Source organism: Chryseobacterium oryzae (genome assembly GCF_022811665.1).
GTDB lineage: Bacteria > Bacteroidota > Bacteroidia > Flavobacteriales > Weeksellaceae > Chryseobacterium > Chryseobacterium oryzae.
The window spans coordinates 1,002,155-1,014,436 of record NZ_CP094529.1 but is presented as its reverse complement, the minus strand read 5'-3'; the positions used below and the strand labels follow the sequence as shown (position 1 = coordinate 1,014,436).

The 12,282-nt window shown below is 34.4% G+C and carries 11 protein-coding genes; 7 read left to right on the top strand and 4 right to left on the bottom strand.

What is annotated here, in order from left to right; all coding sequences use genetic code 11:
• Nucleotides 1-110 precede the first annotated feature (110 nt).
• The 3 genes from rlmF to MTP08_RS04680 are packed head-to-tail and all read right to left on the bottom strand — an operon-like array spanning nucleotide 111 to nucleotide 1,615.
• On the bottom strand, nucleotides 111-1,040 hold the full coding sequence (gene rlmF, locus MTP08_RS04690) for a 23S rRNA (adenine(1618)-N(6))-methyltransferase RlmF (RefSeq protein ID WP_243577252.1): 930 nt from the start codon (nucleotides 1,038-1,040) through the stop codon (nucleotides 111-113).
• A 3-nt stretch (nucleotides 1,041-1,043) separates the two neighbouring features.
• Nucleotides 1,044-1,409 carry a c-type cytochrome gene (locus MTP08_RS04685; RefSeq protein WP_243577251.1) on the bottom strand — a complete coding sequence of 122 codons (366 nt, stop codon included), beginning with the start codon at nucleotides 1,407-1,409 and terminating at the stop codon, nucleotides 1,044-1,046.
• Nucleotides 1,409-1,615: a hypothetical protein gene (locus MTP08_RS04680; protein ID WP_243577250.1), complete on the bottom strand. Its 207-nt coding sequence runs from the start codon at nucleotides 1,613-1,615 to the stop codon at nucleotides 1,409-1,411. Before MTP08_RS04680 ends, MTP08_RS04685 begins: the two co-directional genes overlap by 1 nt.
• Before the next feature lie 212 nt (nucleotides 1,616-1,827).
• On the opposite strand from MTP08_RS04680, the gene MTP08_RS04675 reads away from it, so the two are divergent.
• The 7 genes from MTP08_RS04675 (at nucleotide 1,828) to lipB (ending at nucleotide 11,472) form a co-directional block, all read left to right on the top strand.
• Nucleotides 1,828-2,151: a hypothetical protein gene (locus MTP08_RS04675; protein ID WP_209389689.1), complete on the top strand. Its 324-nt coding sequence runs from the start codon at nucleotides 1,828-1,830 to the stop codon at nucleotides 2,149-2,151.
• Nucleotides 2,152-2,193: 42 nt separating this feature from the next.
• Entirely contained in the window at nucleotides 2,194-4,158 is a 1,965-nt protein-coding gene (locus MTP08_RS04670) for an LTA synthase family protein (protein WP_243577249.1), read from the top strand.
• Nucleotides 4,159-4,448: 290 nt separating this feature from the next.
• Nucleotides 4,449-7,553, top strand: a complete 3,105-nt coding sequence (locus MTP08_RS04665; protein ID WP_394803749.1) for an efflux RND transporter permease subunit — start codon at nucleotides 4,449-4,451, stop codon at nucleotides 7,551-7,553.
• A 47-nt stretch (nucleotides 7,554-7,600) separates the two neighbouring features.
• Nucleotides 7,601-8,818 carry a TolC family protein gene (locus MTP08_RS04660; protein WP_243577247.1) on the top strand — a complete coding sequence of 406 codons (1,218 nt, stop codon included), beginning with the start codon at nucleotides 7,601-7,603 and terminating at the stop codon, nucleotides 8,816-8,818.
• Nucleotides 8,819-8,852: 34 nt separating this feature from the next.
• A complete protein-coding gene (locus MTP08_RS04655; protein WP_243577246.1) occupies nucleotides 8,853-9,980 on the top strand; it encodes an efflux RND transporter periplasmic adaptor subunit in 1,128 nt (375 codons plus the stop codon).
• A 62-nt stretch (nucleotides 9,981-10,042) separates the two neighbouring features.
• Nucleotides 10,043-10,612 carry an anthranilate synthase component II gene (locus MTP08_RS04650; protein ID WP_243577245.1) on the top strand — a complete coding sequence of 190 codons (570 nt, stop codon included), beginning with the start codon at nucleotides 10,043-10,045 and terminating at the stop codon, nucleotides 10,610-10,612.
• 122 nt (nucleotides 10,613-10,734) lie between these two features.
• On the top strand, nucleotides 10,735-11,472 hold the full coding sequence (gene lipB / locus MTP08_RS04645) for a lipoyl(octanoyl) transferase LipB (protein ID WP_209389684.1): 738 nt from the start codon (nucleotides 10,735-10,737) through the stop codon (nucleotides 11,470-11,472).
• 69 nt (nucleotides 11,473-11,541) lie between these two features.
• On the opposite strand, the gene MTP08_RS04640 is transcribed toward lipB, so the two are convergent.
• Nucleotides 11,542-12,237: a hypothetical protein gene (locus MTP08_RS04640; protein WP_243577244.1), complete on the bottom strand. Its 696-nt coding sequence runs from the start codon at nucleotides 12,235-12,237 to the stop codon at nucleotides 11,542-11,544.
• Nucleotides 12,238-12,282: the final 45 nt, after the last annotated feature.

Below are 12,282 nucleotides of genomic sequence, written 5' to 3'. Positions count from 1 at the left end.
GCGAGGAGGCACGACGAGCAAAAAAGCGTGAACGGAGGGCATAAATGAGAAAAAGCGAAGACTTTTATAGAAGTTTACGAACGAAGTTCTAAGCTGCCCAAATAAAAAAATTAATCTAAAAACTTCTTTCTATCTGATTGGTGAATGAAAGTCCACGCTAAAATTCTGCTTATTTTCTGACCTTGTGCCATATCTATGGTTTTAATTTCGATGGCATTTGCCTTCTTTAAAAGCGAATAAAGCTTGGGCAGATTTTCTTTTTTGGAAACCAGACAAGTAAACCATAAAATCTGTGATGAAAAAGCTGCACTTTCTTCAATCATTTTAGAAATAAAAGCAATTTCGCCGCCTTCGCACCAAAGTTCAGAATCGTTTCCTGCAAAGTTTAGCTTTGGATTGTGAATTTTATTTTTGTGGAGATTTTTTGTTTTTCTGAGATTTCCTTTGAAAGCCGCTTCTTCAGAATCGTGAAATGGCGGATTGCACATGGAGAACGCAAACCGATCTTCGGAACGAAGAACATTCTTAAAGATAAACCCCGAATCTGGCTGAAATTTCAGATGAACTTTAGATGAAAACTCCGGATTTCCATCTAAAATATCCTGTGCATTTTGCAAAGACTTCCTGCTGATATCGGTTCCCCAAATTTTCCATCCGTAAGATGTATGAGCTAAAAGAGGATACACGAGGTTGGCTCCTGTACCAATGTCTAACCCTTTTATAGAAGAGCCTTGCGGAATTTCATCTCTTTTTTCGGACAAAAGATCGGCGATGTAATGAACATAATCTGCTCTACCGGGAATGGGCGGACACAGATTTTCGTCTGGAATATCCCAGTTTTGAATTCCGTAAAATTGCTTCAGCAACGCTTTATTAAGTAATTTTACAGCTTTGGGAATACTGAAATTAATGGTAAGGTTTCCAAAAGAATTTTTGAAAACATAATGTTTTAAATCTGGCACACAAGAAATCAGTTTCTCAAAATCGTAAGAATTTCTGTGCAGATTTCTTGGGTGCAGATTTAGTTTTTCCTCAGGCATTCATTACTTTTTCAGACTGAGAATATATTCTACCATTTTTTTGGCATCATCTTTAGAAAACTGAGAATGTGGCGCCATAGGAATTTCTCCCCAAACTCCACTTCCGCCCTCTATAATTTTTGAAGCGAGCTTCTCTATATCTTTATCAGTGTATTTTGCTGCAATTTCCTGGTAAGAAGGGCCTATCATTTTTTCGTTGATGTTATGACAAGACATACAGTCTGAAGATTCCATTAAGGTTTGTCCTGACACATTTTTTACAACAGGAGAAGGCAAATTACCCGAATCTTGCTGAATTTCTGAATTTTCTTTTTTAGAACAGGAAACCGATAAAAATGCAAGAATCCCTGTTAAAAATACATACTTCATTATTTTTTAGCTGTAGAATCTACTTTTGCAGGAGCTGGAGTTGCAGCAGGAGCAGTATCTTTTTTTGCTGATGTAGTATCGGTAACGGTTGGTGCAGCAGGTTCTTCGAGCATAACATTACTGTCTTGCAAAGATTTGTCTGCTTTCTTTGAGCAGCTAACTGCGAATAAACCTCCGATGAATGCGATTGCTAAAACTTTTTTCATTTTTTCTAATAATTTGCCTCAAAAATACAGCTTTTTCAGTAACGTAAAAAAAAATCTCTCCTTAAAATCATTCTAAATTTTAATTTAAATACAATAAGCAAGTCTATTTTTTACTTATTTTTGCAGTTCAAAATAAGTATTGATTTTTGAAGCGATTTATCATTTACTTTTGTATTGTTACGTATCTTTTTTCATTTAGTGAAATAAGACAGATGATTAAATTGCCTAATCTTATAGAGCATTACTACAAGCATAAGAATGAAAATTCTAATATTACAATTTTCTCTTTCCTTAAAATGCATTATCTTGACGAAACTGTTAAAGACGCAGATTATCAACAAGATATGAGTTTACCTTTTAAAACTCACGACCATTCGGTAGTTTCATTTTTCAGTACACCTCCTCCAAAACTTTTAGAAATTTCTTTTGATATTCATTTTAATTTTACAGAAATCAAGAAGAATTTTTCTTATTCCGACCATTTTACTGTTTTGGAATATTCTCGTATTTTTCATCCACCTAAAGTAATTGGATAAGTTATTAATTATTCGTTCATTTTACTTAAAAGTTTACTTTTTATGAAAAACAAATTTAAAAACAGATATGCTTCTTTATTTGCATTTCTATTATTATATATTACTTTAGGATTTTTAGTAAGATTATCTCTTACACTGCTTTCTGCCACTAATATTTCAGATAATTTTTTAAAACTTTTTATCGTTTTCGGAAAAGGTTTTCTATTCGATCTTTCTGTAGGATTAAGCTTTGTGATGATCTACTCTATTTACCTTTTATTTTTTCCTTCAAGATGGATCGGGAAAAAAGCAGATCAGATTATTACCTATTTTTTGGTAACCCTTATGCTTTTTATAGCATTTTTCTCCTTTGCAGCAGAATTTCCGTTTTGGGATGAATTCAAAACGAGGTTCAACTTTATTGCGGTAGATTATCTTATTTACACTTACGAAGTTTTCGAAAATATTAACGAGTCTTATCCTATTCCTGTTATTATTTTAGGAATGACAGCGTGCATCGTTTGTGTATTTTTTCTGTTCAGAAAAAAGAAAGTTTTCAGCTACACTTTTTCTGACCGAATGAGATTCGGAAAAAGGCTGATATACACTTCAGTTATTGTGATTTGCGGAGTTGGATTACTCAGTTTGTTAAAAAACAGACAGGCAGAATTCAGCAACAATACTTACATAAATGAATTGTCTAAAAATGGCGTATTTTCATTTTTTACTGCATTCAAGGCAAATCAGTTAGATTACACTCAGTTTTATAATACCATCCCAGAAAAAGAAGCTTATTCTATACTGAAAAAAGAACTTTTACAGGATAAACAAACATATACCAATTCTAAATTTGATAATATTACCCGAAATTTTGAAGGCGACAGCACCAAAAACCCAAACATTATCCTTATTTGTATTGAAAGTTTCAGTGCAGAATTTTTACAAAAATTCGGAAATACTCAAAATCTGACTCCCAATTACGAAAATCTTGCGTCTGAAGGCGTTTTCTTTACCAATATGTTTGCTACAGGAACAAGAACGGTACGAGGCATGGAAGCTTTAACACTGAGCGTTCCTCCAACTCCGGGAAACAGCATTGTAAGAAGACCAGATAACGATCATCTTTTTTCTATTGCAACCATTTTAAGAAAAAGAAATTACGATCTTAAATTTATTTACGGTGGTGATGGATATTTCGATAATATGAATTCTTTTTTTGGAGGCCAGGGTTTTAGCATTGTAGACAGAGATCGTGGAAATCCTCTTCCCGATAATATTAAAACAGAAAGAATCAACATCGAAGACAGTGAGGTAACTTTCGAAAATGCTTGGGGAATTTGTGATGAAGACATCTACAATCAGTCCATAAAAATGGCCGATAAAGAAAGCAAAAAAAACAAACCTTTTTTTCAGTTTGTTATGACGACTTCCAATCATAAACCCTATACATTCCCGGATCACAAAATCAATATGGAACAGGGAAGCCGCGAAGCAGCAGTAAGATATACCGATTTTGCTTTGGGAGAATTCATGAAAAAAGCCAGAACAAAAGCATGGTTTAAGAATACCACTTTCGTTATTGTAGCAGATCATTGTGCAAGTAGTGCCGGAAAATGGGAAATAAATACAGAAAAGCATCATATTCCTGCAATTATTTATAATGCTGAAACTCCAAAAATGGAGGTAGGTAAATTAGTTTCTCAGATTGATTTGATGCCTACTGTATTTTCTTTATTCGGATGGAACTTCAATAATGCAACCTATGGTAAAAATATCATGGCAATGAAACCTGAAGAAGAACGTGCACTGATTGGGAATTACAGAACATTAGGATTGCTGAAGAACAATATTTTCACGCAGATTAATGACCGTAAAAAAACGCAGCAGTTTATTTATAATCCTGAAAATAAAACTATTTCTAAAGAGTTAAAATCCGAGCAAAAGCCACTGAAGGATCTGACGGTTTCATACTATCAGACTGCAAGTGAACGCTTTGCCAAAGGATTAATGAAAGAGAAAAACAACTAATCTTTCATCCCTTTTATCTTATTGAAAATAATCACGGCTATTTAAATTAAAAATTTGCCTAAAACTACAATTATTGATTACCGAACGGTTTTCAATAACTTGAGCTGATATCTGCATCTTTTATCTTAATATTTCTGATGCAGTAATCTTGCAGTAAGACATTTTTTACCATTTAAATTCATTTAAAAAAAGAAAATTTATTCTTTTTTAAAGTGCCGTATCACAATCTTATAAAAATGTTAAACAAAATCATACATTTTTCCATAAAAAATAAGTTCATTATTATTTTAATGACTTTAGGACTAATCGTTTATGGAATTTTCGACTTAAGAAAACTGCCTATTGATGCAGTACCCGATATTACAGATAATCAGGTTCAGATTATTACCGTTTCCCCAAGCTTAGGAGCTCCAGACGTGGAAAGATTCATTACTTTTCCTTTAGAACAGGCAAACTACAACATACAGGGAATTAAACAGATGAGAAGTTTTTCAAGATTCGGTTTATCTGTTATTACCATTGTGTTTCATGATGATGTAGATTTGTACTTAGCCCGTCAACAGGTTTCTGAAAGGCTTCAACAGGTTTCCAAAGACATTCCACAAAGTCTTGGAACGCCATTTATGGCTCCTATTTCTACCGGTTTGGGAGAAATTTACCAGTATACGATCCGTCCGAAAGCTGGCTATGAACACCGTTACAACTCAATGCAGCTGAGAACCATACAAGATTGGATAGTGCGTCGACAGCTGCTCGGAACCGAAGGTGTTGCCGATGTAGCAAGTTTTGGTGGAGATTTAAAGCAATATGAAGTAGCAATTAATCCTGCTCAGCTAAAATCTATGGGCGTAACCATGTCGGAGGTTTTTGATGCTCTTCAAAAGAACAATCAAAATACAGGAGGTGCATATATCGAGAAAGGACCAAGTGTATTATTTATTAGAACCGAAGGATTAATGGGGAAAATTCCCGACATCGAAAATACTGTTGTAAAAAATTTACCAGACGGAACCCCTATTCTCATTAAAAACTTAGCAAAAGTACAATACGGAAAGGCCATAAGATATGGTGCCATGACATACAACGGAAAAGGTGAAGTTGCCGGTGCCGTGGTAATGATGATGAAGGGTGCCAATTCTAACGACGTCATCAAAAAAGTAAAAACCAAAATAGACGAAATACAGCAAACTTTACCTGAAGGAGTAAAAATAGATGCATTCTTAGACCGGACTAAAATGGTTAACAATGCCATTGGTACTGTGGAAAAAAACTTAATTGAGGGTGCATTAATCGTGGTATTCGTACTGGTTTTATTTCTTGGAAACTTCCGTGCAGGGATTTTAGTTGCTTCCATCATCCCGCTTTCTATGCTGTTTGCAATTATCATGATGAATATTTTTGGAGTTTCCGGGAACTTGATGAGTTTAGGAGCATTAGATTTCGGATTGATTGTGGATGGAGCCGTTATTATTGTAGAAGCTGTATTACACCGTCTTCATCATCTTAAAAATATTCATAATAAGAAGTTTTCTCAATCTTTTATGGATAATGAAGTCTACAATTCGGCAAGTAAAATGATGAATTCTGCGGTTTTTGGGCAAATCATCATTCTGGTTGTTTACCTTCCGATTCTTACGCTTCAGGGAATTGAAGGAAAGATGTTTAAACCTATGGCTCAGACCGTTATATTTGCGCTTTTAGGAGCATTTATTCTTTCTTTAACATACGTACCGATGATGAGTTCTCTGTTTTTATCGAAAAAAAGCAGTCATAAAAAGAATTTTTCAGACCGGATGATGGAAAAAGCAGAAGCATACTACCATGCAAGTCTTCATAAAATTCTGAGAATTCCTAATCTTATCTTTTTTAGTGTAGTAGGTATATTTTTTATTGCCATTTTCGTAATATCTAGATTAGGCGGAGAATTTATCCCAAGTCTTCCGGAAGGAGATTTTGCAGTAGAAACACGGGTTTTACCTGGAAGCAATCTGAAAACAACCACGGAAGCAGTATTAAAATCTCAACAGATTTTGCTTAAAAAATTTCCTGAAATTGAAGAAATAGTAGGGAAAACCGGAAGCTCTGAAATCCCTACCGATCCTATGCCCATTGATGCAAGCGATATGATGGTAATTCTAAAGCCAAGATCCGAATGGACTTCTGCCAAATCTTACGATGAACTTTCAGAAAAAATGTCTGCAGAACTCAAGAAAAATATGCTTGGGGTAACCTACTCTTTTCAATATCCTGTGGCAATGCGTTTCAATGAGCTTATGACAGGAGCAAGACAAGATGTTGTCTGCAAAATTTTCGGAGAAAATCTGGATACGTTAAAGATATATGCAGAAAAATTGGGAGCAATATCTAAAAAAATCAACGGAGCACAAAATATTTATGTAGAACCTATCTCCGGATTGCCTCAAATTGTTATTTCTTACAAAAGAGAAGCAATGTCTCAGTTTGGTTTAAGCGTAAATGATGTTAATAATATTGTAAATACTGCATTTGCTGGTCAGTCCACAGGTTCTGTTTTCGAAGGCGAAAAAAAGTTTGATTTGGTAGTTCGGCTAGACGGAAATCAAAGAAAAAATGTTGAAGATGTTAATAATCTTCTCATTCCGACCTCAACAGGAATAGAAATACCATTAAGCAGTGTTGCAGATGTTCAGCTTAAAGAAAGTGTCAATCAAATTCAGAGGGAAAATGCACAAAGGAGAATTATTGTAGGCTTTAATGTAAAAAACAGAGACATACAGTCTACCGTAGAAGATTTACAGAAAGGTGTTGAAAAAGAACTGAAACTTCCTGCGGGTTATTCTATTAAATATGGTGGAACATTCGAAAATCTTCAGCAAGCTAAATCCCGTCTTGCAATAGCCGTTCCTGTTAGTTTACTTTTAATTTTACTGATGTTGTATTTTTCTTTCAGATCCATTAAATACGGTTTATTAATTTTTTCTGCCATTCCGCTTTCGGCAATCGGAGGAATATTTTCTCTTTGGTTAAGAGATATGAATTTCAGTATTTCTGCCGGAGTTGGTTTTATTGCTCTTTTCGGTGTAGCAGTGCTTAACGGAATAGTTCTGATTGCAGAATTTAACCGCCAAAAAGAAAAACATTCGGATTTGAACGATGTTGTAAAAATTGGTGGAAAAACCAGACTAAGACCTGTTTTAATGACTGCCTTTGTTGCTTCTCTCGGTTTTTTACCAATGGCACTCAGCAATGGTGAAGGTGCAGAAGTACAAAGACCTTTGGCAACTGTGGTAATTGGCGGACTTCTCTTGGCAACTTTCCTCACCTTGTACCTTTTACCCATAATGTACATTTGGTTTGAAAGATATTTTCCTGCTAAAAAAAGAAAACTGGCAGAAACAAATGAACCAAAAATTTAAAATTCCAACCTTAATTAAAACATTTTGCCTTGAGCAAAACCTAAAATATGAACAATAAATTTTTAAAAATAATAATACTGCTGATCTTCGGAAACGCAGTCTGCCAAACTCCAGTATCATTAGAAACTGCTATAGATAAGGCTTTCAAGAATAATTTGAATCTTAAAAGCGGTACATTGCAAATTACTTATCAGGAAAAAATGAAAAAATCTGCCATAGTAATTGATCCGCTAAATATTTCGGCGGAAGTAGGACAGATGAATTCATTTTACATGGATAACAAATTCTCTGTAAGCCAAAGCATCCGTCTACCAAAATTTTACAATGCACAGAAAAATTTATTGCTAGAAGAATGGAAAAGTTCTGTAATTAATTTAGACCTTCAAAAATGGCAGCTTAAAAGAGAAATTTCATTGGTTTATAATGAACTGAGTTATTTTACAGAAAAAAGAGAACTCCTTAAAAAAGTTGAAAATATTTTTACGCAATATTTCAAAAGAGCAGATTTACGCCTAAAAAAGGGAGAAAGTAACGTATTGGAAAAAGCTACCGCCGAAAATTTGAGAAGTCAGGCAGAAATACAGTTGAATGCTTTAGAAAAAGACCGGGAAATTGCTATTCAAAAGCTGAGTTTTCTGATTAATGACGGAAATCTTTATGAAAATGAACCGTTAAAATATTCCAGCTTGAATTTTAACTTATTGAATTCTGACTTTCAGGGAAACCCCATTGTTCTAAAACAGCTTGAACAGGAAAAAAACATCCAAAATGCAAAACTGAGAACCGAGAAAGCAAAACTGAGCCCTACATTCAACATTGCTTACAACAATATGAGCATGTACGGAAATGGTGCAGACAATAAATTCTACGAACGTTCTGCAAGATTTCATTCGGGAATGATTGGGATTGGAGTACCCATTTTCAATTCTGCACAGAAATCGGTGATTGAAGCACAAAAAGTCAATCAGCAAATAGCAGAAAACAATTATCAGTTCGGTTTGATAAATCTTAAAAATCAGTATACACAAACTTTCGGACAATATCAAAAAATCAATACAGAAATCGCTTACTATCAAAAAACAGGACTTCAGAACAGTGAAACTATTTTGAAAACTGCCAATGACCAATATTACAACGGAGAAATTAATTATCTGGAATGGACAATTTTAGTTAATCAGTCATTCGAAATTCAAAACAAATACATCGACAGATTGAAAGATCTGAATGATAAAATTATTGAACTGAATGCATTAGCAACTGAATAAAATAAAACTGTCTTTAAAAAAATTTAAGATTACAATGAAAAATATATTCTTATTATCAACCCTATTTCTCATCTTTTCTTGTGGAAAGGAAGAGGTAAAAAAAGAAAAATTCGAAACTGTAGCTGCCGAAAACCAGATTACTTTAAATGATGCTCAGATGAAAAATGCTGGAATAGAAACCGGAATTTTAGGTAAAGAAGAAATCTCGGCAAAAATTACCATCAACGGAACGGTAGATGTACCTCCACAGAATCTGGCAAGTGTTTCTTCACCAAGCGGAGGCTATGTAAAATTCACCAAATTTATGCCCGGAATGCATGTAAATAAAGGACAAACTCTTGCAATTTTAGAAGATCCACAAATTGTGCAACTACAACAGGATTATCTTTTGGCAAAATCTAATTTGAGCTATGCTAAAAAAGATTACAGCAGACAAAGCGACCTTAACAAGAGTAAAGCTTCCTCCGATAAAGTAATGCAGCAAGCTCAAACAGAAGCTCAAAACCAGAATATTATGATGCGGGGAATGGCAGAAAAACTAAGAACAATGGGCATTAATCCCGAAAATCTAAATGCCGGAAATATCAGAAGAAGTATTTCTGTTTCTTCGCCGGTTTCGGGTTATATTTCCAGTGTAAACGTGAAAATCGGGCAATATGTTTCGCCTACGGATAAACTTTTCGAAATCGTAAATACCGACGATGTTCACTTGGCTCTTACGGTTTTTGAGAAAGATCTGAACAAAATTTCTGTAGGACAAATGGTTTATGCCTACACCAATCAGAATCCCGACAAGAAATACGCTGCTAAAATTATTCTAATCGGTAAAGATTTTCAGCCGGACAGAAGCGTTATCATACATTGTCATTTTATAGATTATGATAAAAATCTAATCCCCGGAACGTACATGAATGCAGAAATAGAAACCCATAGTGAAACTGGCAATACCGTTCCTGATGATGCAGTTATTACCTGGGAAAGCAAACAATATATTTTCCAACAGATTAAGCCAAAAACTTACAAAATGACAGAGGTGAAAATTGGTAATTCTGAAAATGGAAGAACAGAAATTTTTATGCTAAATCCTAATCTAATGAACCAAAAATTTGTTACGAAAGGTGCCTATAACCTTTTGATGGGACTGAAAAATGTAGAAGAATAACGTTGCAAAATAGTATATAAAAAATTGATTGCTATTTTATAAATTCGCATCCAAATTGAACGATGAAAATTTTAGTTCTAGACAATTACGACAGCTTTACCTATAATCTTGTTCAGATGGTGGAACAGATTGTGGGTAAAACTGTTACGGTTGCCAAAAATGACTCCATACAACTCCCGGAAATTGAGGAATTTGATAAAATCATTCTTTCTCCCGGTCCCGGAATCCCCTCCGAAGCCGGAATTTTGCTGGAACTGATAAAAAAATATGCTTCTAAAAAAAGTATTTTAGGGGTTTGCTTAGGTCAACAGGCAATTGCTGAAGCATTTGGTGGAAGTTTAATGAACCTTAGCCAAATTTTTCACGGTGTCTCTACTCCTACCCATATTTTAAAGAAAGATTCTCAACTTTTCAGAAATATCCCTGATAAATTTGAAGCCGGAAGATATCACAGTTGGGTAGTAAACCGAGAAAATTTCCCCCAAGAGCTGGAAATAACTGCCGATGACGAAAATGGGATGATTATGGCACTTCAGCATAGAGAATATCCTGTTTTTGGGGTACAGTTTCACCCGGAAAGCATCCTGACTCCACAGGGAAAAACCATCATCCGTAATTTTCTTTTAGATTGATTCATCAAAATATTTATGAATTATACATTTGAGAATCTACACTTTAGATAAATACTACTTAATGATATTAATGAATTTAAGAACGGTTAAAAAACGCTAAATTTGTACTATCGAAATCGCTTATGAACACACATCAAAATAAAATAGTAGAATTTGAAGATTTAGGAACAAGAGAATATCAGTCATCCTGGGATTATCAGGAGTCGCTGATGAAAAATATTATCGATCTTAAAATAAAAAACCGCGATCTTCCTGAAGAGGATCACATCATAACTCCCAATCATTTTCTTTTGGTAGAACATCCGCATGTTTATACTTTAGGAAAAAGTGGACACGAAGAAAATATGCTCGCAGGAATAGATAAACTAAAGGAAATTGATGCAACATTTGTAAAAGTAAACCGAGGCGGAGATATTACTTACCACGGATACGGACAAATTGTAGGCTACCCTATTCTGGATCTTGAAAATTTCTTCACAGACATCCATAAGTATATGAGGAATTTGGAAGAAGTTATTATTCGTACCATCGCAGAATTCGGATTGAAAGGAGAAAGATCCGAAGGAGAAACCGGTGTTTGGCTGGATGTTGGAAAACCTTACGCGAGAAAAATCTGTGCAATGGGGGTAAAAGCTTCCCGTTGGGTAACATTACATGGTTTTGCCCTGAATGTAAATACAGATATGCGTTACTTCGAATACATTATCCCTTGTGGAATTAAAGATAAACAGGTAACTTCTCTAAAAAGAGAATTGGAAAGAGAGCTTAGTGCTGAAGAAATGGAAAGCATTAAAACTAAAATTAAAAAACATTTTACCGATGTTTTTGAAGCCGAACTAACGGATAAAAAAGCAATTTAAAATAATAAAAAAGCCTTGCACAAAATTGTACAAGGCTTTTTTTATCTTAGTAACTTCATGAAGAAATAACTATTGCTGTCCTGAGATATTAACATTGTCGAAATAAAAGTCTGTAAGATTCGTTACCAATGCGGACGGATCTCCATTGTAATAATAGGTTTTACCATCTTGTTCACCTGCATAAAGATCAAACTCTTGTTCTGTAGTAATCGTACGGGAAGCATTTTTTAGTTTATCAGTCATTGTTACCAAAAGCTTCTTTAATAATTCTGGTTTAACGGTTTTTGGATTTTTAAAATCGAACTGTTTTTTTTCTTCATCATTTAATTGCTCCGGAACTTTGAAAGTTACATCATAAACATAGTGAGCAATTTTTTGGTTTTCGACGTATTCATTATCCACCATCTTTACAGATTTCAATTTGTACACTGGATTTCTGAAATTATGCAGCATTGCATCAAAATAAGCTTTTGTTTCAGCTTTATTGGCAGATGCAGTGGCTTTAGAAAACATAGACAAAAAATTATCAACCATAGCGTTATCATTTTCAGACATTAGGCTGGGATCGAACTGATACATATCTTGTCCCTCAACAGTGGGTCTTTGGTAATCGTTAAGTGCTTTTTGTGCTGTTGCATCATTTTTAACCCAAGAATTAAAATAGAGATCGAAAACCTCTCTTGCGGGTTTTGCTTCTTTCTGAGCACTTACTAACTGAAAAGCCAACGTGATGATGGCAACGAATAGAAATCTTGTTTTTTTCATTATTTATAGTTTAGGCAAAAATAAATTAAATAGTTTAAAAGACAA